The 24,338-nt window shown below is 57.8% G+C and carries 23 protein-coding genes; 22 read left to right on the top strand and 1 reads right to left on the bottom strand.

Translation table 11 applies throughout. The annotated features are described in order from the left end of the window. Positions 1–118 precede the first annotated feature (118 nt). The 22 genes from ACESLM_RS11415 (at position 119) to ACESLM_RS11310 (ending at position 24,058) form a co-directional block, all read left to right on the top strand. On the top strand, positions 119–1,114 hold the full coding sequence (locus ACESLM_RS11415) for a polysaccharide deacetylase family protein (RefSeq protein ID WP_372631706.1): 996 nt from the start codon (positions 119–121) through the stop codon (positions 1,112–1,114). Positions 1,115–1,180: 66 nt separating this feature from the next. Next, a complete protein-coding gene (locus ACESLM_RS11410) occupies positions 1,181–2,461 on the top strand; it encodes a M16 family metallopeptidase (RefSeq protein WP_372631705.1) in 1,281 nt (426 codons plus the stop codon). Continuing rightward, on the top strand, positions 2,424–2,867 hold the full coding sequence (dut, locus tag ACESLM_RS11405) for a dUTP diphosphatase (RefSeq protein ID WP_372631704.1): 444 nt from the start codon (positions 2,424–2,426) through the stop codon (positions 2,865–2,867). Before ACESLM_RS11410 ends, dut begins: the two co-directional genes overlap by 38 nt. Positions 2,868–3,539: 672 nt before the next feature. Then, a complete protein-coding gene (dpsA, locus tag ACESLM_RS11400; protein ID WP_372631740.1) occupies positions 3,540–4,439 on the top strand; it encodes a dipicolinate synthase subunit DpsA in 900 nt (299 codons plus the stop codon). Next, complete coding sequence (locus tag ACESLM_RS11395) at positions 4,436–5,032, top strand: dipicolinate synthase subunit B (RefSeq protein ID WP_094043471.1); 597 nt, start codon at positions 4,436–4,438, stop codon at positions 5,030–5,032. The genes dpsA and ACESLM_RS11395 overlap by 4 nt, the downstream gene beginning before the upstream one ends. Positions 5,033–5,101: 69 nt before the next feature. Beyond that, on the top strand, positions 5,102–6,334 hold the full coding sequence (gene dapG / locus ACESLM_RS11390; RefSeq protein WP_372631703.1) for an aspartate kinase: 1,233 nt from the start codon (positions 5,102–5,104) through the stop codon (positions 6,332–6,334). Positions 6,335–6,349: 15 nt separating this feature from the next. Beyond that, the gene (gene dapA, locus ACESLM_RS11385) at positions 6,350–7,228 is read left to right on the top strand and encodes a 4-hydroxy-tetrahydrodipicolinate synthase (RefSeq protein ID WP_372631702.1); all 879 of its coding nucleotides are present in this window, start codon (positions 6,350–6,352) and stop codon (positions 7,226–7,228) included. A 388-nt stretch (positions 7,229–7,616) separates the two neighbouring features. Next, the gene (locus ACESLM_RS11380; RefSeq protein WP_372631701.1) at positions 7,617–9,296 is read left to right on the top strand and encodes a ribonuclease J; all 1,680 of its coding nucleotides are present in this window, start codon (positions 7,617–7,619) and stop codon (positions 9,294–9,296) included. A 131-nt stretch (positions 9,297–9,427) separates the two neighbouring features. Beyond that, positions 9,428–10,183 (top strand): ClpP family protease, encoded by a 756-nt coding sequence (locus ACESLM_RS11375; protein ID WP_372631700.1) that lies wholly within the window; start codon positions 9,428–9,430, stop codon positions 10,181–10,183. Further along, positions 10,180–10,452, top strand: coding sequence for a YlzJ-like family protein (locus tag ACESLM_RS11370; RefSeq protein WP_372631699.1), 273 nt, complete (start codon positions 10,180–10,182; stop codon positions 10,450–10,452). The genes ACESLM_RS11375 and ACESLM_RS11370 overlap by 4 nt, the downstream gene beginning before the upstream one ends. 64 nt (positions 10,453–10,516) lie before the next feature. Beyond that, the gene (locus ACESLM_RS11365) at positions 10,517–13,402 is read left to right on the top strand and encodes an FtsK/SpoIIIE family DNA translocase (protein WP_372631698.1); all 2,886 of its coding nucleotides are present in this window, start codon (positions 10,517–10,519) and stop codon (positions 13,400–13,402) included. A 97-nt stretch (positions 13,403–13,499) separates the two neighbouring features. Next, positions 13,500–14,291, top strand: coding sequence for a spore cortex-lytic enzyme (sleB, locus tag ACESLM_RS11360; RefSeq protein WP_372631697.1), 792 nt, complete (start codon positions 13,500–13,502; stop codon positions 14,289–14,291). Positions 14,292–14,494: 203 nt separating this feature from the next. Then, the gene (gene yfmF / locus ACESLM_RS11355) at positions 14,495–15,775 is read left to right on the top strand and encodes an EF-P 5-aminopentanol modification-associated protein YfmF (RefSeq protein WP_372631696.1); all 1,281 of its coding nucleotides are present in this window, start codon (positions 14,495–14,497) and stop codon (positions 15,773–15,775) included. Between the two features lie 2 nt (positions 15,776–15,777). Continuing rightward, positions 15,778–17,058 carry an EF-P 5-aminopentanol modification-associated protein YfmH gene (gene yfmH / locus ACESLM_RS11350; protein WP_372631695.1) on the top strand — a complete coding sequence of 427 codons (1,281 nt, stop codon included), beginning with the start codon at positions 15,778–15,780 and terminating at the stop codon, positions 17,056–17,058. Then, complete coding sequence (gene ymfI / locus ACESLM_RS11345) at positions 17,055–17,789, top strand: elongation factor P 5-aminopentanone reductase (RefSeq protein ID WP_372631694.1); 735 nt, start codon at positions 17,055–17,057, stop codon at positions 17,787–17,789. Before yfmH ends, ymfI begins: the two co-directional genes overlap by 4 nt. Positions 17,790–17,976: 187 nt before the next feature. Then, positions 17,977–18,231 carry a DUF3243 domain-containing protein gene (locus ACESLM_RS11340; RefSeq protein WP_094043493.1) on the top strand — a complete coding sequence of 85 codons (255 nt, stop codon included), beginning with the start codon at positions 17,977–17,979 and terminating at the stop codon, positions 18,229–18,231. Between the two features lie 224 nt (positions 18,232–18,455). Then, a complete protein-coding gene (locus tag ACESLM_RS11335; RefSeq protein ID WP_094043495.1) occupies positions 18,456–19,226 on the top strand; it encodes a DUF3388 domain-containing protein in 771 nt (256 codons plus the stop codon). Positions 19,227–19,279: 53 nt separating this feature from the next. After that, entirely contained in the window at positions 19,280–20,137 is an 858-nt protein-coding gene (locus tag ACESLM_RS11330; protein ID WP_372631693.1) for a helix-turn-helix domain-containing protein, read from the top strand. 122 nt (positions 20,138–20,259) lie between these two features. Then, a complete protein-coding gene (locus ACESLM_RS11325) occupies positions 20,260–20,751 on the top strand; it encodes a YajQ family cyclic di-GMP-binding protein (protein ID WP_372631692.1) in 492 nt (163 codons plus the stop codon). A gap of 85 nt (positions 20,752–20,836) precedes the next feature. Next, positions 20,837–22,165, top strand: coding sequence for a 30S ribosomal protein S12 methylthiotransferase RimO (gene rimO, locus ACESLM_RS11320; RefSeq protein WP_372631691.1), 1,329 nt, complete (start codon positions 20,837–20,839; stop codon positions 22,163–22,165). Then, positions 22,162–22,740 (top strand): CDP-diacylglycerol--glycerol-3-phosphate 3-phosphatidyltransferase, encoded by a 579-nt coding sequence (pgsA, locus tag ACESLM_RS11315; RefSeq protein WP_372631690.1) that lies wholly within the window; start codon positions 22,162–22,164, stop codon positions 22,738–22,740. The genes rimO and pgsA overlap by 4 nt, the downstream gene beginning before the upstream one ends. Positions 22,741–22,798: 58 nt before the next feature. Further along, positions 22,799–24,058: a competence/damage-inducible protein A gene (locus ACESLM_RS11310; protein ID WP_372631689.1), complete on the top strand. Its 1,260-nt coding sequence runs from the start codon at positions 22,799–22,801 to the stop codon at positions 24,056–24,058. A gap of 57 nt (positions 24,059–24,115) precedes the next feature. Here ACESLM_RS11310 and ACESLM_RS11305 read toward each other — a convergent pair. After that, positions 24,116–24,338 (bottom strand): hypothetical protein (locus ACESLM_RS11305; RefSeq protein WP_372631688.1); only part of this gene is annotated, 223 nt, incomplete at its 5' end.

The following is a 24,338-nucleotide window of genomic DNA, read 5'->3' as shown; positions in this document are numbered from 1 at the left end:
GCGAAGGTCTCTTTTTGTTTGCATAAATCACCGGTTACTATGGGAAGCTCACTCATAAAGACCGTTTCCCGGGCATAGGATGAAGGCAGGGAATCGGACAAGACGGGGTGAGCGAACAATGGCGAGAAAGATCCCGGCAGTCCTGCTGGCTACGATGGCGATATGCTTGGCCGCGGTATGGTTGGCCGGAACGTACGGACCGATTCGGCCGTTCGTTCAGACCGTCAAGCTGCAGACGGTTTCGATGGCGGCGTTGACGGACGATAAGCGGGAGGACAAGCTGCTGAGCTGGATCGAATCCGAAGCTCCCAAACGCAGCCAGCAGCCGATTAACGCGGTGATCGACCGGGTGTGGAAAGCGATCCCCGGTTACGACGGACGAATCGTAGACGTGCGGGCAACCTATTTGAAAGCGAAGCTGATCGGCTCCGCTCCGAACTCCGGCGACGGATTTCCTTGGGTGTATCGCACCGTTCGCCCGAGTGTGTCGCTTCAGGATCTGCCGGTGAATCCGATCTACAGAGGCAATGCGGCCAAGCCGGCTGTCGGTCTTATGATCAACGTGGCTTGGGGAGACGAGTATTTGCCGGGGATTCTTCGCATTCTGAAGGAAGAAGGCGTTAAGGCGACCTTTTTCTTCGACGGCACCTGGCTGTCGAAAAACGCGGATACGGCCAAAACGATTATCGCGCAAGGGCACGAGGCGTCCAATCATGCGTATACCCATCCCGATATGAGCAAGCTGGGGGCCGAGCGGCAAAGGCAGGAAATCGGCAAAACGGAGCAACTGCTCAAACAGCTCGGCGTAAAAAACGTCTGGTTCGCTCCTCCTTCCGGCTATTACAACGAGCAGACGATACGCGTATCCGCGGAATACGGACTCAGAACCGTTCTGTGGACGCTGGATACGATCGACTGGCAGAAACCCGATCCGGAATCCGTCGTGGCCAAAGTGTCGCGGAAGGTCGGTCCCGGCAGCTTGATTTTGATGCATCCGACTTCGACGACAGCGGGAGCGCTTAAAGGGATGATTCGCTCGATTAAAGCAAAAGGCTACGTTCCGGGCACCGTATCGCAGACGCTTTCGCCGGAACGGCTCGAGGATCGGTTGTGACGATTGTCGGAATTTGTTATAGTGGTATCACTGTTCATTTATCCATAGGCAAAGGGGGGAAGTCGGATGAACAAGTATACGCTGAAGAACGGTCTTCGCGTCATGATCGAAACGATTCCGACCTACCGTTCGGTTTCGTTCGGAATTTGGGTCAAGACCGGTTCCCGATACGAGAATATCGAAACTAACGGCATGTCCCATTTTATTGAACACATGCTGTTCAAAGGGACGAAGCGGCACAGCGCCAAAGATATCGCCGATCGCTTCGACGGAATCGGGGGCAACGTGAACGCCTTCACATCCAAAGAGTATACGTGCTACTACGCCAAAGTGCTCGACCAGCATCTGCCGATCGCGGTCGATATTTTATCGGATATGTTTTTCGAATCGCAGATGGCCGAGGAAGAGCTGGCCAAAGAAAAAAACGTGATCCTCGAAGAAATCTCCATGTACGAGGACACGCCGGACGACACGGTGCATGACCTGGCGTCCCGCGCCGCTTATCGCGATCATCCGCTTGCCTATTCCATACTGGGTACGGCGGAAAGCCTCAATCCGATGGGGCCGGATCATTTGCGGAAGTATATGAAAGAAAGATACCGCATCGACAATACGGTCATCAGCATCGCCGGCAACGTCGGAGAAGAAGTGCTTGAACTGCTGGAGCAGCATTTCGGACGGTTCGATGTCGTCGGCCAGGATTCGTCTCTAGAAGTTCCGGCGTTTCATTCCGGCGCGTTGTTTCACCGCAAGAAAACGGAGCAAAACCATCTTTGCTTGACGTTTCCCGGCTATTCGAGCAAAGCGCCGAACCTGTACGCGATGATTCTGCTCAACAATACGATCGGAGGCGGAATGAGCTCGCGCCTGTTCCAGGAGGTTCGCGAGAAGCGCGGCTTGGCCTACTCGGTCTATTCCTACCATACTTCTTATGCGGACAGCGGCTTGTTCACCGTGTATGCCGGAACCGCTCCCAAGCAGACGAAGGAAGTGTACGACATCACGATGGAACTGCTCGGAGAGATCGCGGCCAACGGGTTAAGCGAGGCCGAACTGCACAGAGGCAAGGAGCAGCTTAAAGGCAACCTGATCTTGAGCCTGGAGAGCACGAGCAGCCGCATGAACCGTTTGGGGAAAAACGAGCTGATGCTCGGGCGCCACTATACGCTGGACGAGATGCTGGCGCGCATCGATCGGGTCGAGATGTCCGATCTTCACGAAATTATGGTCTCCATGATGGCTCAGCCTTGCGCGGTCGCCTTGGTCGGAGCCGACAATAAAGTGTTGTCCGGAATCGGGAGGGAATTCATTGTATCCAATCCAGTTGAAGAGACTTCCGGGGAATGAGGATGTTTCATTGCCCCGTCAAATGTCCGAATGGGCCGCAGGTTTCGACTTGCATGCCGCCGTATCGGACCCCGTCGTTTTGGCGCCGGGTGAGAGAGCGCTGATTCCTACCGGATTCGCCATGGCGATGCCCAGAGAGCTGGAGGCGCAGATTCGCCCTCGCAGCGGGCTGGCCTACAAGCATGGAATCACCTGCTTGAACTCGCCGGGCACGATCGATGCCGATTATCGCGGCGAAGTGAAGGTTCTGCTCGTGAACCTTGGGCAGGAGCCGTTCACGATCGAGCGCGGAGAGCGCATCGCCCAGATGGTATTCCAGCGCGTCCCTCAAGTGATGCTGGAGGAAGTAGCGGAGCTATCCGACACCTCCCGCGGCGAAGGCGGCTTCGGCCATACGGGCAAGTAACAACAGCCCCGTACACACCAGAGCTGCAACTACTGAGCAACCGCATATCGGCGCCTTTAAGTGCAGCAACAAGGCTCTAAAGAGCAGAGGCCCTATTAAGAGCAAACACCTGCCAAAGGCAGCAAAGTTATCGCGCCGAGCTGGCGCTCGTCGGGCCAAACCGGGCTCGCTCCTCTTGCGGGGCGGCGGCCTGGGTTTGGCTCTTTTTTCTGCCCTTATGGCCATTATCCCCGTTGCTCAGGCCCATGGGGCTCATTCTTCGTCGTTTCTCTTACCGCTATTCATTTCGATATGACCACTACCCCCTTCGCTCAGACAAGTACCGCACCAGCCAAGCCGCTATTCTTCGCGGACTTTGCTGCTCCATTTCTCCGTATAGCCAAGTTCAGAAGATGGCAAGCAGACGATGTTACTGCGTGCAAAGAGAAACGAATAGGGCTAGGAAAATGAAGACTGAGTCGTCGGGATAATGGCCATAGGAGCGGAAAGGAGGAAGGTCGGGGACGAGAAAAAGAGCAAAAAGCAGAGGGGGAAAGGTGAGAGCGGCAAGCAAGGAGAGAGCGTCTGAGGAGACGGGATAATGGCGCAAAGGAGGAGAATTTGGTCGGCACCCCCCGGTGGGCGCATGCATACGATGTGCTATGCGAAGTATGCCGAGAGGAGGGGGCTGCGATACTTACGGGAGTTCAAGTCGTGCTTGCGGGTGGGGATGCCCGGCAGTTGGAAGTGATCCGTCAGTTAACGGAGAAGGACGCCTCGCTGACGATCGTCGGCTTCGACAGGCTGGATACCCCTTTTAGCGGAGCCGCCAAAGGGGATTGGTCGCCCGAGCTGTTGACGGAAGCGGATGCTCTCGTATTGCCGGCGGTAGGCACGGATGACGAGGGAGTCATCCCGACGTTGTTCACGGATCAGGAGCTGAAGCTGACGGACGCTCATGCGGCAGTGCTGCCGAAGGCAAGCAAGGTGATTACGGGGATGGCGAAGCCGTATCTTCGCAAGCTGTGCGAGAAACACAGAATCGAGCTTATCGAATTGTTCGAGAGGGACGACGTCGCCATCTACAACTCGATCCCGACGGCCGAAGGCGCGTTGATGATGGCCATTCAGAATACGGATATTACGATTCACGGCTCGAATTGCATCGTTCTCGGGCTGGGAAGAACGGGGTTTACGATGGCTCGGACGCTGCAGGCGATAGGGGCGAAAGTGAAGGTCGGAGTGCGCCGGGACGAGATGTTCGCGCGCGCCTTCGAGATGGGTTTCGAGCCGTTCCACATGTCCGATTTGGCGCGTCAGGCGGGGAATATCGACTTGATTTTTAACACAATTCCGACTATGATAGTCACAGCGCAAGTGATCGCCCAACTCCCCCAGCGCGCATGTATTCTCGACCTGGCTTCGAAGCCCGGAGGCACCGATTTTCGCTTCGCCGAGAAGCGCGGAATCAAGGCTCTTCTGGCACCTGGTCTGCCCGGAATCGTGGCACCGAAGACAGCCGGTCGAATCATCGCGAACAGTCTGACCCAGATTCTTCTGGGAGACAACCGACTACGGGGGAATCAACCATGAATTGGCAAGGAATCACGGTTGGGTACGCACTGTCCGGTTCTCATTGCACGCTCGAGGAGATCATGCCGCAGATCAAGCGCTTCGTGGATGCGGGCGCCAACGTTGTGCCGATCGTCTCGGCGACGATCATGACGACGGATACGAGATTCGGAACTTCGAGCCATTGGCAGCAATCTTTGCGTCAAATTACGGGCAACGAGATCATATCTTCTATAGTAGACGCCGAGCCGCTGGGTCCTTCCAAGCAGTTGGACGTTCTGACGATCGCGCCTTGCACGGGGAATACGACGAGCAAGCTGGCGAACGCGATGACGGACGGCCCGGTGCTGATGGCCGCGAAAGCGCAAATGCGCAATCAAAGACCGCTCGTGCTGGCGATTTCGACGAACGACGGGCTCGGGCTTAACGCCGCGAATATCGCCAAGCTGCTGATCATGAAGCATGTCTACTTCGTGCCGTTCGGACAGGACAATCCGATCGCCAAGCCGAACTCTCTCGTCGCGAGAATGGATCTCGTGATGGAGACTTGCGAGGCTGCGCTGCAAGGCAAGCAATTGCAACCTTTGCTCATAGAGCGTTTCACGCACGCTTGAGATAGAATTGCCATCGTCTGGTCTGTCTTTCTCTGGTCTCCCACTGCAAAGATGAGCGGAGGAAACGGGATGGAACTGGTCGTGCAGAAATTCGGCGGGACGTCGCTGACCGACGAGCAAAGTCGGAGCCACGTCCTCCGTCATATTATCCGAGAGTACGAGGCCGGCGGCAATGTCGTCGTCGTCGTATCGGCGATGGGGAGAAGCGGGGACGCGTACGCGACCGATTCTCTGCTTGAGCTGATTCGCCGCAACGGCGACTCGCTTCCCGAGCGGGAGAAGGATTTGCTGCTCTCCTGCGGCGAGCTTATATCTGCAGCCGTGTTGTGTAGTCTGCTGCGGGCCGAAGGCATTCCTGCCGTTGCTCTGACGGGAGGACAGGCCGGCATTGTGACCGACGGCAACTTCGGCTCGGCCAGAATCGTCGAGATCGACTGCGGTCGCATTCACAGGCATCTGACCGCGAAGCAGGTCGTCATCGTTACCGGATTCCAAGGCATGACGAGGGACGGGGAAATGACGACGCTCGGAAGGGGCGGGAGCGATACGTCGGCGACGGCTCTGGGAGCGGCGCTGAAGGCGGATATCGTCGACATCTACACGGATGTGGACGGCATCTTGACCGCCGATCCGCGATGGGTGGCGAACGCGAGGCCTCTGGCGGCGGTCAGTTACGAGGAAATCTGCAACATGGCCCAGAACGGAGCCAAAGTCATCCACCCCCGCGCCGTCGAACTCGCGATGAAAGCGGGCATTCCCGTTCGCGTCCGTTCGACGTTCTCGGACGGAGAGGGAACGCTGGTTACGTACGCGCAGGCTTTGCGAAGCAGAGGGATCTGGTACGATAAAACCGTAACCGGACTCGCTCACGTACGCGATGTCACGCAGCTGGCGGTGACCGATCTGGATGGGCCCGCGGATCTGCAGCTGCGCGTCTTCCGCGCGATGGCTTCGCATGGAATCAGCGTAGACTTCATCAATGTGATGCCGACAGGCGTGCACTATACCGTCTCCGAGAAAGATACGCCGCTGGCGGTGAAGCTGCTGCGGGAGCTCGGCTTCGAGCCCCGCGTGCGCAGGGAATGCGCCAAAGTATCCGTCATCGGCGGCGGAATGAACGGCGAGCCGGGAGTAATGGCCGTTATCGTCGAAGCTTTGACCGACTCGGGCATCCCGATTCTGCAGTCCGCCGATTCCAACACGACGATTTGGGTGCTGATCGCTCAGCAGGATTTGGCGGCAGCGCTGCAAGCTCTGCACACGGCATTCGGGCTTCATCTCTCTCCGGTCGGGGGAAATTAGAGGAGGAAATTGGGAATGGGTTTCGGTCGTTTGATTACAGCAATGGTCACTCCTTTTGACGAAAACTTGAACATCGATTGGGATACGACGGCGAAATTAATCGATTATTTGATCGACGAGCAAAAAACCGACAGTTTGGTCGTCTCCGGAACGACGGGAGAATCTCCGACGCTGACGGACGATGAGAAGGTGGCTCTGTTCCGCTTCGCGGTAAAACACGCGGCAGGCCGCTGCAAAATCATCGCCGGGGCGGGCAGCAACGAAACGGCCCACTCCGTCCATCTGACGAGAAAAGCCGAGGAAGCCGGCGTGGACGGCATTCTCCTCGTCGCTCCTTACTATAACAAGCCGAGCCAGGAAGGCATCTATCAGCATTTCCGCACGATCGCCGAAGCGACGACGCTGCCGATTATTTTGTACAATGTGCCGTCTCGCACCGTAGTCAGCGTCTCCGCGGAAACGACGCTTCGTTTGGCGCAAATTCCGAACATCGTCGCTACGAAGGAATGCGCTTCCCTGGAGCAGATGACGGAGATCGTCGCGAACGCTCCGGAAGGATTCGTGCTGTACAGCGGGGACGACGGAGTGACGCTGCCGACGCTGTCGGTCGGCGGTCACGGAATCATCAGCGTGGCCAGCCACGTCGTCGGCGCGCAGATGAAGGAGCTGATCGCGGCGTATTTGGACGGCCGAGTGCAGGAAGCGCAGGCGATTAACGCCAAGCTGTTCCCGGTATTCAAAGGGCTGTTCAATTGTCCGCATCCGGTGCCGAACCCTGTGGCGGTCAAGTACGCGCTCTCCTTGCGCGGGTTGCCGGTAGGCGGAGTGCGCTTGCCTCTCGTGTCGACGACCGAGGCGGAAGAGAAGTTTCTGCAAAACTTGTTGAACGGATAATCGAGGTTTTTCGGTCGCTTGGAATAACTAGGGAACCGATGTCCTCCGGGCATCGGTTTTCGTGTTACATAACCTTCTTGTTTTTCCTGAATTGCTTCATGTATAATGATTGAGAGTGATTGGGTGCGGCAAATTTTTTAAGTGTGAGTTCAAAAAGTTCGGTTTTCAGCACCGAGAAGCTTGGATGAAGACCGTTGATGAGGAACGCTAGTAAAGCGTAGTGGAAGCTACGTGAGCACCGGAAGAGACGGCTGAATTCAAGATTCGATGTCGAGTCTGCTTCCCGAGAGGCTTCGTGATCAAAAGCGGACTTTTTGAACCACCTCTTTAAGCAAATTGAAAACTTCATATCGATCGGGTGCGTCGAATGATCTAGGAGGTACTAGTAGTGTCAAAGAAAAACATCCAAGACAAATTACTGATTTTCGCGCTCGGCGGAGTCGGCGAAATCGGCAAAAACATGTATTGCATCCAGTATGGCAACGACATTGTTGTTGTTGACGCTGGATTGAAATTCCCGGAAGAGGAAATGCTCGGAATCGACGTCGTCATCCCGGATATCGCTTATCTGCTGGAAAATCGCGATAAGGTGAAGGCGATCCTGCTGACGCACGGTCACGAGGATCATATCGGCGGACTGCCTTACGTATTGAAGCAGTTAAACGTACCGATCTACGGAACGAAGCTGACGCTCGGCTTGGTCGAAAACAAGCTGAAGGAAGCCGGACTGCTCGGAGATACGAAGCGTCACTTGATCAACGAGGAGACGGAGCTAACGTTTGGAACGATCAAAGCGAGCTTCTTCCGCACGAACCACAGTATCCCCGATTCGGTGGGCGTATGCTTGGAAACGCCGGAAGGCAACGTCGTTCATACGGGCGACTTCAAATTCGACCACACGCCGGTGAACGACCAGTTCGCCGACTTGCAAAGAATGGCCGAGATCGGCAGCCGGGGCGTCCTGGCGCTTTTGTCCGACAGCACCAACGCGGAGCGCGCCGGTTATACGCCGTCCGAAAGCAACATCGGCAAAGAGTTCGAATCGCTGTTCCGCAGCGCGAAGCAGCGCGTCGTCGTGGCGACGTTCGCTTCGAACGTGCACCGGATCCAGCAAGTCATTAATGCGGCTGCTGAGACGCGCCGCAAAATGACGGTCATCGGCCGCAGCATGGTGAACGTCGTCGGCATCGCTTCCGAGCTGGGCTACCTGAACATTCCGGAAGGAATGCTGATCGAGCCTGAGGAAGTGAACAAGCTGCCGGCGGACCGCGTCGTCATTCTGTCGACGGGAAGCCAAGGCGAGCCAATGTCTGCGCTTACGCGGATGGCGCGTTCTACGCACCGCAAGGTGGACATCCTTCCGGGCGATACGGTCATCATCGCGGCAACGCCGATTCCGGGCAACGAGAAATACGTCGGTAGAACGGTCGACGAGCTGATGAGACTCGGAGCGCACGTCATCTACGGACCTGGCTCGATCTCGGGCGTCCACGTATCCGGACACGGCAGCCAAGAAGAGCTGAAGCTGATGCTGAACCTGATGAAGCCGGAATACTTCATTCCGATTCACGGGGAATACAGAATGCTTCGCCATCACGGCTTGCTGGGCGAACAAGTCGGCGTTCCGAAGGAAAATATTTTCCTCCTCGACAACGGCGATACGGTTGAAATCCAAAGCGGCGTCGCGCGTAAAGGCGGTAAAGTTCCGGCGGGCAATGTGCTGATCGACGGTCTCGGTGTCGGAGACGTCGGCAACATCGTGCTTCGCGACCGCAAGCTGCTGTCGCAGGACGGCATTCTCGTCGTCGTCGTGACGCTGAGCAAGCAGGACGGCACGATTCTGTCCGGTCCGGACATCATCTCGAGAGGCTTCGTCTACGTTCGCGAATCGGAAGGGTTGCTGGAAGAGGCGAACCGCATCGTGACGAGCACGCTGCACAAGCTGATGAACGACAACGTGAACGAATGGGCCTCGCTCAAGACGAACGTCAAGGACGCGCTCGGCCGTTTCCTTTATGAGCAAACAAGAAGAAGACCGATGATCCTGCCGATCATCATGGAAGTATAGAAACACAAACCCACACTCGTCTAAAAACCGTTTTCCACCGCTTCGGCGATCGGAAGACGGTTTTTTTTGTTCGAAAAGCCCATACTATGTCAAGCCATTAACCTATCGGGAGCATCGGGAGGCTTGATGAAATGAGCGATAAAGAAAAGCCCGGCCAGACGTCGGAGCAGCCGGGGCCGCAGTCGGAGGAAGCCCGAAAACAGTCGGCTACGGAAGCGGTCGTGCAGCTCGGCCAGACGACGGTTCCTTCGGCCGAGAGCCATGTTTTCTGCTTGACGATTATCGGCCAGATCGAGGGGCATCTGATTTTGCCTCCGCAGAACAAGACGACGAAGTACGAGCATGTCATTCCGCAGCTGATCGCCGCCGAACAGAATCCGAAAATCGAAGGGCTGCTCATCGTGCTCAACACGGTCGGAGGAGACGTGGAGGCGGGGCTTGCGATCGCGGAGATGATCTCGTCCCTGACGAAACCTTCGGTAGCGCTCGTGCTGGGCGGAGGGCACTCGATCGGCGTACCGATCGCGGTGTCGGCTGACGCCTCTTACATCGCGGAAACGGCGACGATGACGATCCATCCGATCCGAATGAGCGGGCTGGTAATCGGCGTGCCTCAGACATTCGATTACTTGGAGAAGATGCAGGAGCGGGTCACCCGCTTCGTAATCGGTCATTCGAAAGTTTCGGAGCAGACGTTCAAGGAATTGATGTTCAAAACGGGAGAGCTGACCCGGGATATCGGCACGACGGTGATCGGCCAGGATGCGGTGAAGCACGGCCTGATCGATGCGGTCGGGGGAGTGGGGGACGCGCTGCGGGAGCTGAACCGCCGCATCAAAGAACGCAAGGTCAAAACCGGAGCGAAGGAAGGGGCGATCATGCAGTGACGATCTATACGGCGATGCCCCTGGAGCTTGTCCTCGACGGCATGGGGAACGAACCGGGTCCGTTCGTGGAAACGACGGTTAAAGGCATGACGGTCCAACTCGTCCCCGTGGCGCCGGGGGTCGGGAGGATCGTTCGGCTGCTGTCGGCTCCGCTGGACTGTTATTTGAAGACGGAGTACGCGCCGGGCCAATTGATCGGCTATATGCCGCAAGACGAGCCGATTCCCCCGGCTTCGAGCCTCTACGACGTTCCCCGCTTCGGCATGTAGGTCGGAGCGGTCATGCCAACCTCCCGTCAACTGTGATATAATGTTGAACCGGGAGGTGGCAAATTTGGCCAAGCGCAGGAAGAAGCGGGCCTCGTTCGCGGCAAGCTTAAAATTCGAAATTTACGGCATTGTACTGATTACGTTATCCGTTATTGCCATCTCCGGCGAAGCCGCGGTAGGTCGATCTCTATCCAAGCTGTTCGGATTTTTGCTAGGCAAGCATTATTATCTGCTCGCTCTGGCCGGCATCTGGTTCGGCTTATATGTCATGGTCAAGCGCGCGTGGCCGAGAGGGTGGACGGCGAGGCGTTCCGGCTTCGTGCTCGTTTCTCTGATTATGACGCTATGGAGCGCGATGGCTTCGATCGACAGCAGTCTCGGGGTACTGGAAGCCATTACGCCGTCCGGCATCGTCAATCAAACGATGAATCAACTAAAGGAACTGCTCTGGCAGGCGCCCGCTGTGGACAACATCAAGGTATTTAACGTCGACGTCGGCGGGGGAATGCTGGGAGCGCTTCAATATTCCGTGCTGTACTGGCTGTTCGGCTATTACGGCGCAAAGTTCGTGCTGATCATCGAAATCGCGATCGCGTTCATGCTCGTCACGAACCGTTCGTACGTGGAAATCGGGCGTTCGGTGCGTCTGTTCCTCATGAGGGTGATGCCGCTTGTCGCGGCCAGATTCTCTTCGGGGCGCAAGCTGCTGTCGATCAAAGCGATTCCCGTTCAAGGTGCCGTTCGCAGAGGAAGAGGCGGCGCAGCAGCGGGAGCCGCTGCGGAACCTGTCGCACAGCAAGCGCCGATTGTGGCCGACGACGGCATGGAAGAGCCTTCGCTCATTCCCGTTCCGCGGAAAACGCCGCTGTTTTTCCAACTGTTCCACGGAAAGTCCGAGAAGGAGTACGACGCTTCGCACGAGGAGTATTGGGCGGAGGAGGAGCCGCTTCCGTTCGCCGCGAAAGATTCGCAGACGACGTTCCGGAATCCGATCAAAATCCGTACAGGCGTTCACCGCCGTACGGATATGCCCGCGGCAAAGGAAGCAGACGTTCCGGCTTCGGCCGCGGCGATTGCAGGAATGGCTGGAGGAACGGCCGGGGCAACGACCGCGATGGCCGACTTCGCCACGGCCGACCCAGAGCGGGAAACGGAAGAGGCATACATGCCGCGCTTTACCGATTTTACGGCTCAAACCTATTCGGACGAACCTCAATACGAGGAGCGGGAGCCGCACGGTGACGACGAGTCGCAGCCATGGTCCGGTTCTTACGATGCAGGGGAAGAAGGTCCGTATACGTTCCCGAGGCCGACGGATGAGGTCGGCGGGATACATAACGAAGCGGGGACCGTCTGGCCGGACGGAGAAGAGGGCGATCCGGACGAGGAGCCGAACGAGGCCGAAACGGGGCGAAGCGCCTCCGGCGGCGCGGGTGTCTCGGCGGGTTCGATCTCGGCCGCGGCGGCGGGAGACGGCGAGGCCGTGACAGCGGCGCCTAAGCCGATCAAGAAGCTGCCGAAGCCGTACAAGCTGCCGACGGTCAGTCTGCTGGACAAGCCGAGCGGGGGCGGCAAATCCGGCAATCCGTCGGATTACATGAACACGGCGCGCAAGCTGGAAGCGACGCTGGAAAGCTTCGGCGTCCGGGCGAAGGTGCTGGACGTGGCCAGAGGCCCTGCCGTAACGCGGTATGAGCTGCAGCCGGATACTGGCGTTAAAGTAAGCCGGATCGTTAGCCTGACGGACGACATCGCGCTGGCGCTGGCGGCGAAGGATATTCGGATGGAAGCGCCGATCCCGGGCAAGTCGGCGATCGGCATCGAGGTGCCGAACAACGAGGTCAGCGTCGTGACGCTGCGCGAGGTGCTGGAGACGCAGCCGTTTCAGGAGTCGCAAGCGAAGCTGACGATCGCGTTCGGCCGCGACATCTCGGGCCAGCCGATCGTCGGCAACCTGGCGAGAATGCCGCACTTACTCGTCGCCGGAGCTACGGGCTCGGGCAAATCGGTGTGCATCAACGGCATCATTACGAGCTTGCTGTACAAGGCGAAGCCGGAAGAGGTCAAGTTTCTGATGATCGACCCGAAGATGGTCGAGCTGAACGTCTACAACGGCATTCCGCATCTGCTCGCCCCGGTCGTGACGGACCCGCGGAGAGCTTCTCTCGCCCTGAAGAAAATCGTTGTGGAGATGGAGAAGCGCTACGAGAAGTTTTCCAAATCGGGAACGCGCAACATCGAGGGCTACAACGCGCTTATGCTGAGCGGCAACAACCCGGACGCGGTGCTGCCTTATATCGTCGTTATCGTGGACGAGCTTGCCGACTTGATGATGGTGGCGGCAGGAGACGTCGAGGACGCGATCTGCCGTCTGGCGCAGATGGCGCGGGCGTCGGGCATCCACTTGATCATCGCGACGCAGCGGCCGTCCGTAGATGTCATTACCGGCGTGATCAAGGCGAATATTCCAAGTCGGATCGCGTTCGGGGTGTCGTCGCAGGTGGATTCGCGGACGATTCTCGATATGGTCGGAGCGGAGAAGCTGCTCGGCCGCGGGGACATGCTGTTCCTGCCGATGGGCGCGTCCAAGCCGATCCGCGTGCAAGGCGCTTTCTTGTCGGACAACGAGGTGGAGGCGGTCGTCGGATTTTGTCGCGGGCAAGCGGAAGCGGAATACAACGAAGAGCTGGTTCCGGAGATCGACGACAGCGCGGCGGACGAACCGAACGAAATCATCGACGAACTGTTCGATCAGGCGGTGCAGATCGTGCTGGAAGCGAAGCAGGCTTCCGTATCGCTCCTGCAAAGGCGCATGCGCATCGGCTATACGCGCGCCGCAAGGCTGATCGATACGATGGAAGCCAAAGGCGTCGTCGGCCCGTACGAGGGCAGCAAGCCGCGCGAGGTGCTGATGACGATGGAGCAATACCAGCAGCGCATTCCTTCCTGATTCGAAGCAAAGGAGTAAAAATGGGTATAAGAGGCTAACGCCTTTCTCATACTAACGGTCGAAGACCTAACATGGATGCAGAAAGGCGTGACCTTAGGTGAGTTATCGTCTCGTGATCGTAACGGTATGCGTCGTATTCGGCTTGCTGGGGTTATATACATTGCAGCACCATACCCAAACGAAGGAAACGTTCAGCAATGCGATCCTCAAGCAAGGCTCCTCGGGCAAGGACATTTACGAGCTGCAGGGGCGATTAAAGGCTCTGGGCTACTATAACGGCAAAGTGGACGGGGACTTCGGATCGAAAACGAAAAACGCCGTCACCTGGTTCCAATGGAAGTTCGGCATGAAGTCGGACGGAGTCGTCGGGCCGAAAACGAAGCTGAAGCTGTGGCAGGCGACGAAGGATTGGAAGCCGACGGCGGAAGAAGTGCATCCTTCCGACAGGACCGGAGGGAGCGGCGAAGAGAACCCCGGATCGGGCAACGACGGGGGAGGCAACAACAATCTGCCCGCCTCCAGCAATCTCGGCTTGTCCGAAAAAGATCTGAAAATCATGGCCAACGCGGTATACGGGGAAGCCAGGGGCGAACCGTACGAAGGGCAGGTCGCGGTAGCCGCCGTCATTCTCAACCGCATGAAAGCTTCGGAGTTTCCGAATACGGCTTCCGGCGTCATTTTCCAGCCGGGGGCGTTCACGGCAGTAGCCGACGGGCAAATTTACTTGACGCCCAACGAGAAAGCCTTTAAAGCGGTGAAGGACGCGATCAGCGGCTGGGATCCGAGCGACGGCTGCCTCTATTACTTCAACCCCGTCACGGCGACTTCCAAGTGGATCTGGACGCGTCCGCAATACAAGACGATCGGCAAGCATATTTTCTGCAGATAATCCCGCCAGTCGGCACATGCAAGTCAAGGCAACCAACCCGCGTTCGCAGCGACGCGGTTGGTTGTTGTTATTTTCGGAGGTTTCCGGTTCCGTACCGGGGTTTGCGCCAGGAATTTGCTTCCTGTTCGTCCAATCGGGTAGAATGGGGCTGAAATGCCGCGATCCGCGGCGGGCTGCGATTATGATTAAAGGAGCATGAGATCATGTCCGAACAGTTCCAAAGAGGCTTATTGGGGCGACTGCGGCTGCACGTGCTGCCCACGAAACGCTTCAAAACGTTCGCGCTGTCGTTGTTCGCAGGCGTCCCCTTATCGGAAGAGCGCGTCACGTCTGTCGCGTTGACCCCTTTCTTGCTCAGGCGCGGAACGCAATCCTATCCGGAGACGATCTCCTTCCGGGAACGGTTGGACGATCTGTACGGCGCGGGCTTCGGCTTCGACCTGTACAAGAGAGGCGACCATCAGATCGTCCAGTTTCGGCTCGACATGATCAACGACCGTTTCGTGTCGTCTTCGCAGTCGCTGCTCGGGGAAGCGATGGCTTTCCTGGGCGAGGTGCTGACCGCTCCGGCGCTAGAGGACGGCCGGTTCAAGGCCAAGTACGTGGAAGCGGAGAAGACGACGGTTTCCAAGCGGATCGACGCGATCATTAACGACAAGATCCGTTACGCGGCGGAGCGCTGCGTCGAGGAGATGTGCAAGGACGAACCGTTCCGGCTTCTGGCCCTGGGGAAGAAGGATCAACTGGCCGAGTACGATGCCGCCAAGCTGTACGAAGCGTATCGGAACTGGCTGCAGGAGGCTTCCTTCGATCTGTATGTGTCGGGCGATACGACGCTGGAAGAGATTCAGGCGCTGGCAGAGAAGGCGTTTCGGCTTCCGCCGGGGCAACCGGCTGCATATGCAAAGCCGGAGCTCAGGTCGGCGCGTCCGGAGGTTCAGACGATCGTCGAGCGGCTGGACGTCGGACAAGGCAAGCTGAATATGGGGCTTCGCGTCGGGGCGACGTACGGCAGCGATCAGTACGCTTCGCTGCTCGTCTACAACGGATTGCTGGGCGGTTTTCCGCATTCGAAGCTGTTCGTGAACGTGCGCGAGAAGGCGAGTCTCGCGTATTACGCCTCGTCGCGGCTGGACGGCCACAAAGGCATTATGACGCTGCAATCGGGCATCGAGATCGCCAATTACGAGAAGGCGGTGCAGATCATCAAGGAGCAGCTCGAGGCGATGAAGAAAGGCGAGTTCGCGGAAGACGATCTGCGGCGGACGCAGGCGATGATCGTCGGTCAGCTGCGGGAGCTGCAGGACTCGGCGTTCGAGAGAATCGCCTTCGACTTCAGCAACGTCATATCCGGCGCGGAACGGACGGGCGACAGCTTCATCGCCGAGATTATGGCGGTGACGCCGCAGATGGCGACGGAAGCGTCGCAAGGCGTCGCGCTGGATACGATCTACTTCCTGCGAGACCGGAAGGAGGAGGGGTAAGCATGGCAAAGCAAGCTTATCCGAAGCTGCAGGAGACGCTGTGGCACGAGAAGCTGGACAACGGGCTGGAAGTGTTCGTGCTGCCCAAGCCCGGCTTCACGAAGACGTACGCGACGTTCACGACGAAGTACGGCTCGGTGGACAACCACTTTACGCGCCCGGACGGCGAGACGATCAAGGTGCCGGACGGCATCGCCCATTTCCTCGAGCACAAAATGTTCGAAGAGCCGGACGGCGACATTTTCTCGAAGTTTGCTTCCCAGGGCGCTTCCGCGAACGCGTATACGAGCTTCGACCGAACCGTGTATTTGTTTACCGCGACCGGCGAGGTGGAGGCGAACTTGGATACGCTGCTGCACTTCGTGCAAAATCCTTATTTTACGGACGAGAACGTGGAAAAGGAAAAGGGCATTATCGTGCAGGAGATCGACATGTACAAAGACAATCCGGATTGGCGCGTCTATTTCGGGTTGATCGAGGCGTTGTACGACAAGCATCCGGTGCATATCGATATCGCCGGCACGGCCGATTCGGTCCGCTCGATTACGAAGGAAATGCTGTACGACTGCTACAATACGTTTTATCACCCGTCGAACATGACGCTGTTCGTCGTCGGCGGAATCGATCCGGAGGAGACGCTGGCCCGCGTCAGGAAGGATCAGGCGGGCAAGTCGTTCCCTCCCGGCGGGGAAATCAAGCGGCACTTCGAGCAGGAGCCTCCGCAAGCCAAGCAGCATCGCAAGGAGCTGCAGCTTCCCGTATCTCTGCCCAAATGCTTGTTCGGATTTAAAGACGATCCGCACAGCGGTGACGACGCGGTGCGTCGCGAGCTGGCTTCCAAGCTCATGCTGGACGCGGTGCTCGGTTCCAGCACGGCTCTGTATCAGCAGCTGTACGACGAAAACCTGATCTCCGACGGCTTCGGCCATGAGTACAACACCGGGCCGGGCTATGCGTTCTCGATGATCGGGGGAGAAACCCGCGAGCCCGACGAATTGGTGTCGCGGGTCAGCGAAGCGCTGTACGCGGCCGCTCGCGACGGCATCGCACCGGGAATATTCGAGCGAGCGCGGCGGAAAAAGATTGGGGCGTTCTTGCGGATGATGAACAGCCCGGAATCGATCGCCAGCGAGTTCACCCGATACCGCCATCGGGGCGGGGATCTGTTCGCCGTCGTAGAAATCTATGAGAGTCTGACGCTGGAGGAGATCAACGAGCGGGCCAAGGAGCATGCCCATCCCGACCGCCGGGCGATCTCTATCGTGAGGAGCGGCACGGCTTGAAGCGCGTCGCGCTGGTGACGGGCGCCTCCCGCGGCATCGGAGCGGCGGTCGCCCGTCTGCTGGCGGCGGACGGAGCTGACGTCGCCTTGCAGTATTATTCGGCCGCGGAATCCGCGGAAGCGGTGGCGGAAGATTGCCGGAGCCGCGGCGCGGAAGCCGCGGCGCTGCAGGCCGACTTGCGGTCGCGGACGGCGGTCGCGGAGCTGAAGGAGCGGCTGGACCGGCTGGGCTGGACGCCGAACGTCGTCGTGCACTGTGCCGGACTGGCCCACTACGGCTTGCTCGAAGATACGGAGGAGCGGATTTGGGACGATCTGATGAGCGTGAACCTGAAAGGCGCGTATGATCTCGCCCGGCATTTCGGTCCTTCGATGCGATGGGGCAGATGGGGACGATTCGTTCTGCTCTCGAGCATTTGGGGCGAGAGCGGGGCGGCGGGAGAAGCGGTATACGCCGCGACCAAAGGCGGTTTGAACGCGTTCGCGAAATCGCTGGCCCGGGAGTGGGCTCCGGCGGGCGTCACCGTGAACGCGATCAGCCCCGGCGCGATTGAGACGGATATGCTGGGCGCGCTCGACTCCGAGGACAGGCTGGCGTTGTGCGAAGAGATTCCGGCGGGCAGGCTGGGCCGCCCGGAGGAAGTGGCGCAGCTGGTGCGATATCTCGTGTCGGACGAAGCGGGTTACGTGACGGGGCAGACGCTCGGCCTGAACGGCGGCTGGCGGATGTAGCGGCGGCAGGGGACGCGGTCCGTACGATGGCGGCAGGAGCAAGACGCAGTCGAGCGGAGAAGGCGGACTGAACGCGAACTGAACGCGAACTGAACGCGAAGATGGGCAGACGATGAGAATAAAATCCCGTAGCGACGGGCATATTACCGTTGGGCGATTTTATTTCAACCCGCAAGGAGGCTGCTCAATGTCAACCGTACTCAGCAATTTCGACACTTGGAAGAAGTTTTTGGGCGATCGCGTGGAAGCGGCCAAACGGCTCGGGATCAGCGAAGACGCCATCTCTAAGCTGGCTTACGAAATCGGCGAGTTTCTGGATCAGAAGGTCGATCCGAAAAATGACGAGGAGCGGGTTCTGAAAGAGCTCTGGGACGTCGGCGACGACTCGGAGCGCAAAACGATGGCCCGGTTGATGGTGAAGTTGGCGGACAGCAGCACTTAAGCAGCATCATAGCTCGGGAAAGCCCCTACACGGGGGCTTTTCTGTCCATATGGACGTTTGCCGAACTTTCGAATTTTATAGGACTTTCGGAGTAATAATCCGTTTTATTTTGCAGGATAATGAGGAGCGTTGTAGAATAAAGGAGAAGAGCGAACAAAACGGAATAATCGTCACCGACGCTATCCATATTGGCATTATTTTCCGTAATTTGAACGAGGTGCAGGATGGAACCCAAACAATGGTACATGGAATACAAAATTCATAAAAACCGTCCGGGCCTGCTCGGCGATATCGCTTCATTGCTTGGGATGCTGGAAGTGAACATTCTGACGATCAACGGCGTGGAAGACCGAACCCGGGGAATGCTCCTGCAAACCGATGACGAAGAGAAGATCGAATTGCTCGGCAAGATGCTTCGCAAAGTCGACAACATTACCGTCAACAAGCTGCGTCAACCTAAGCTGACCGATATTTTGGCCGTGCGCCACGGCCGATACATCGAACGGGATTCGGACGACAAGAAGACGTTCCGGTTCACTCGGGACGAGCTGGGACTTCTGGTCGATTTTCTCGGAGAGTTGTTCAAGAGGGAAGGGAATCAGACGATCGGGCTCAGAGGGATGCCGCGCGTCGGCAAGACGGAATCGATCATCGCGGGCAGCGTATGCGCGAACAAGCGCTGGGCGTTCGTCTCTTCGACGCTGCTGAGGCAGACGGTCAGAAGCCAATTGTCCGAGGACGAGATGCATCCGAACAACGTCTTTATCATCGACGGCATCGTCAGCACGATCCGCTCGAACGAGAAGCATTACGCGCTGTTGCAGGAGATTATGGCCATGCCTTCGACGAAGGTCATCGAGCATCCGGACATTTTCGTAAGGGAGTCGCAATTCGATTACGACGTGTTCGACTGCATCGTGGAGCTCCGCAATACGCCGGACGAAGAAATTACATACGAGAAGTTTACGACGGCCGGGCTCGGCGACGACTTCTAAAAACAAGACAAGCGACATCATGAAACGTATCATGAAACCGGGAGGTGAGAGGCATGTCCGATTTGGGCGCTTTGCTGCGTAAAGCGCGAGAGCAGCGCGGATATACGCTGGACGATATTCAAGAGTACACGAAAATTCGTAAAAGATATCTGGAAGCGATCGAAACGGGCGAATACAAAGTGCTCCCGGGGTCTTTTTATGTGCGTGCATTCGTGAAAACGTACGCAGAGACGGTCGGGCTGGATGCGGAAGAGGTGCTTCGCCTCTATCACCGGGAGCTGCCGCAGCCTCCTTCGTCGGAGACGGCTATTCCCGAGCCGATGATCAAGCCTAGGCGCCGAAGCGTGCAGCATAACGATCGGTGGGGCAAATTCGCCGTATCGCTGCTGATGTGGGCATTTCCGATTTTGATCCTCGCCGTGATTTACGTCTACTGGACCAATAACAAGGATCCGGATACGAGAGAGCTGAATCCGAACCCGCCGATTTCAACGGAAACGGCGTCTCCGAGCGTGCCGTCCGAGACGCCAAGCGTAACGCCTTCCGAGACGCTGTCTCCGACGCCGTCGATCGAGCCGGTTACGCTGACCTTCGTCAAGAAAGTCGGCAGCGTGAACTATTACGACGTTACGCCGGGAACCGGACATCAACTCAAATTGGTGGTTTACGGCCGGGCGTGGATCGAGGTGCGCGAGAACAATCGGAACGGAACCGTGAAGTTCTCCAAAAACGTATCCGGGCCGGATACGCTGAATTTCGACTTGACGGTCCCGCTTTACGTGAACGTCGGCCGAACCGATCTCGTCGAATTTTTCGTGGATGAAGCAACGTTCGACGACGGCAACGCTTCGGGCTCGACGAAATACATTTTTACGCCGGTTGCCGCGGGCGCGTCCGATGGAACGGAATGACGCGTTCGACCCGGCCTGAGACAGGCCAAGCCCTCTGCGGAGGGCTTTTTGTTTTAATCCGGGGGATTAGTCGTGATATAATAAAGCCATAAATGGGTAATAGATGAAAGGAAGAGGATCACATGGCATCGGAATACTCGTTCGACGTCGTATCGAAAGTGGACATGCAGGAAATGAACAATGCGGTTCAGCAAGCGCTGAAGGAAATCGAAACCCGATTCGATTTCAAAGGGAGCAAGAGCGACATCAAGCTGGAGGACGTTCAATTGACGGTGCTCTCGGACAGCGATTTCAAGCTGCAAAGCGTCGTCGACATTCTTCAGTCGAAAATGATCAAAAGAGGCGTGCCGATTCTGAACCTCGACTACGGCAAGATCGAACCGGCTTCCGGAGGCACGGTGCGTCAGGTGATCAAACTGAGGCAGGGGATCGACCAGGAGAGCGCGAAGAAGATCAACGTGCTGATCCGCGATTCCAAGCTGAAGGTCAAGAGCCAGATCCAGGGCGATCAGCTTAGGGTTACCGGCAAAAGCAAGGACGACCTGCAATCGGTGATGTCGCTGCTTAAAGGCGCGGGATTGCCGCTGGAGCTGCAATTCACGAACTATCGTTAACCGTGCCTGCTTTTGACACCGTTCGGCGGGTTCGTTTATACTGTTGTGGATATCACAACGGACGTACGTTTGGGGGAAGTCATCGATGGTAGAGAAAGTCAGCGTCGTCACGCTGGGTTGCGAGAAGAACTTGGTCGACTCCGAGATTATGTCGGGACTCGTCCACCAGAGAGGCTTCAAGCTGGTAGAGAAGCCGGAGGACGCGACGGTCGTTATCGTAAATACGTGCGGGTTCATCGATGCCGCGAAGGAAGAGTCGGTGAACACGATTTTGAATCTGGCGGAGCTGAAAGAGACGTCCCGTCTTAAGGCGCTCATCGTGTCGGGCTGCCTGACACAGCGCTACAAGAAGGAACTGATGGACGAGATGCCGGAGATCGACGGAATCGTCGGAACGGGCGATTTCCATCGCATCAACGACATCATCGACGAGGCGCTGCGCGGAACGAAGCCGGTCTACGTCGGCAATCCCGTGTTCAACTATGAAGAGGCGATGCCGAGAATTCTGAGCACGGCGCGGCACACGGCGTTCGTCAAGATCGCCGAGGGCTGCGATAACGCGTGCACATTCTGCAGCATTCCGATCATGCGGGGCAAATTCCGCAGCCGCTCTATCGAATCGATTCTGGCAGAGGTAGAAAATCTCGCGAAGCAGGGCGTTAAGGAAGTCAGCCTGATCGCGCAGGACTCTACGAATTACGGCACCGACCTGTACGAAGGGTTCAGACTGCCGGAACTGCTGAACCGGGTAAGCGAAGTGCCGGGCATCGAGTGGGTGCGCCTGCATTATGCCTATCCGGGCTTCTTCACGGACGAGCTGATCGAGACGATCGCGGCCAATCCGAAGGTATGCGACTATATCGATATGCCGCTGCAGCACAGCGAGGATGCGATTCTGAAGAGAATGCGCCGCCCGGGACGCCAGCGCGACGTACGCGAACTGATCGGCAAAATACGCGCGCGCATTCCGGATGCTGCTCTGCGCACGTCGATGATCGTCGGCTTCCCGGGAGAGACGGACGAAGAGTTCGAGAGGCTGTGCGACTTCGTCCGCGAGATGAGGTTCGACCGGCTTGGCGTGTTCACGTATTCCCAAGAGGAAGATACGCCGGCGAATCGGCTGCCGAACCAGGTGCCGGACGAAGTGAAGCAGTTCCGCGCCAATACGCTGATGGAGATTCAGCGCGAGGTTGCCAACGAGAACGCGGCCAAATATGTCGGCCGCACGATCGACGTGCTGGTCGAGCGCTATGACGGACGCAGCGACGTCTATATCGGCCGCAGCCAATACGATGCGCCTGAAGTCGACGGGGAAGTATTCATTACTAACTGTCCAGTGGAGATCGGTCAGATGAGCAAGGTTCGGATTACCCATGCGTACGAGTACGATTTGTCAGGGGAGGGAATCGCGTGAACCTCGCAAACCGGATCACGCTTGTCAGAATCTTTCTCGTGCCGATCGTCACGATCTTCCTGTTGGTCAAGTTGAACTTGGGATCGCTCACGATCGGAGAGTATTCGATTTCCTACAACCAAGTGTGCGCGCTGCTGCTGTTCATCATTGCTGCGAGTACGGACGGCTTGGACGGCTATATCGCGCGCAAGCGCAAAATCGTGACGAATCTCGGCAAGCTGCTCGATCCGCTCGCGGACAAGCTGCTGATGGCCGCCGTCTTGATCGCCTTGGTCGAGATGGAGAAGTTGGGCGCTTGGGTGGCGATTATCATCATCAGCCGCGAATGGGCGGTAACGGGGCTTCGGCAGGTCGCGCTGCTGGAAGGGGCGGTTCTCGCCGCCAGCAAATGGGGCAAATGGAAAACGGCGATTCAGATCACGATGATTATCGTGCTGCTGCTGAACAATTTTCCGTTTAACTTCATCGATCTGCGCATCGACCTCGTCGTCGTGTGGGCGGCCGTGCTGATCACCGTTTATTCGGGCGTCGATTATTTCCTGAAAAACAAAAATCTGATTCCGGTCTCGGACTGAGCCGGGCGGCCTTCGGGCTCGTCTGCGGATTTGTCCGGACCTCATGGGGTGCGGTTTCATGAGAGCAGAGATTATTGCCGTCGGTACGGAACTGCTCCTCGGTCAAATCGTAAACACGAACGCCCAGTATCTGTCGCGCGGTTTGGCAGAGCTGGGCATTGATGTTTATTATCAGACCGTGGTGGGCGACAACAAGCAGCGATTGATGGAAGCGATCGGCATCGCGCGGAGCAGAGCGGACCTGCTCGTATTCACGGGCGGGCTTGGACCGACGCAGGACGACTTGACGCGGGACGCGCTTGCCGAATACTTGGGCAAGGGGATAGAGCTGCACGAGCCGACGATGGATAAGATCTTGAAGATGTTCGTCGGCCGCGGAGGCTCGTTCATTGAGAGCAACAGGAGGCAGGCGCTTCTGATCGAGGGAGCGGCCCCGCTGCGCAACGATACGGGTTTGGCCGTCGGCAACGCGCTGAGCGCGGACGGAACGTTGTATGTGCTGCTGCCGGGGCCGCCGCGCGAGATGAAGCCGATGTTCGACAACGACGGATCGGCTTGGTTGAAGGAGCAGCTAGGTCCTGCTCATTCGCTCCATTCCGTTATGCTGAAGTTCGCCGGTATCGGGGAATCGATGCTGGAGGATGTGCTGCTCGATCTCATTGAGGCTCAGCAGGACCCTACGATCGCCCCTTACGCGAAGGAAGGCGAAGTAGCGGTCCGCGTGTCGACGAAGGCTGCGGACGCGGAGGAGGCCGCGCGTAAGCTGGAAGCGACGCTTGCGGCGATTCGCGGGCGCACGGAGGCCTTCTTGTTCGCAGAGGAAGACGTGCCGATCGAAGCTTCGGTTGTGAGGCTGTTGACCGGACAGCAGCGTACTCTCGCGCTGGCGGAGAGCTGCACCGGCGGCATGGTTTCGGAGCTGATCACGACGATTCCGGGCAGCGCGGTCGTGTACCGGGGCGGTATCGTCTCGTACAGCAACGAAGCGAAGATGCGGCAGCTCGGAGTGCCCCGGGAGCTGTTGGAGGGTGATGGCGCTCCGGGAGCGATCAGCGCCGAGACGGCTCTCGCGATGGCAGAGGGCGCGCGAGCAGCTATGGACGCTGACTTCTCGTTGTCCGTGACCGGTAACGCGGGGCCGGCAGCGGCGGAGGACAAACCCGTCGGCCTTGTTTATGTCGGCTTGGCCGAGCGGGGGCGCGAGACGAGGGTGGAGAAGCTTCAACTGTCGGGCGATCGGGAGGGCATTCGGCTTCGGGCGACGAAGCGCGCTCTCTATATGCTCTGGCAGTCTTTGTCCGGTCAGCGGAGGGATTAGTCGGTCTCTCTGTTGCTTAGGTGCGCCGATTGTCTCGTTTTGAGGCGCGTATGGCCATTATCCCGTCCATTCAGGATGGTCGTGATAGCGGGAATGGTGCGCTTTGAGGCGCGTATGGCCATTATCCCGTTCGTTCAGGATGTGCGTGGAAGAGCGGGAGTGGTGCGCTTTGAGGTGCGTATGGCCATTATCCCGTTCGTTCAGGATGTGCGTGGAAGAGCGGGAGTGGTGCGCTTTGAGGTGCGTATGGCCATTATCCCGTCCATTCAGGATGGTCGTG

The organism is Cohnella sp., assembly GCF_041641335.1.
Classification (GTDB): domain Bacteria; phylum Bacillota; class Bacilli; order Paenibacillales; family Paenibacillaceae; genus Cohnella.
Note: the sequence above shows the minus strand (reverse complement) of the source record. Positions and strands in the feature narration are given on the sequence as shown.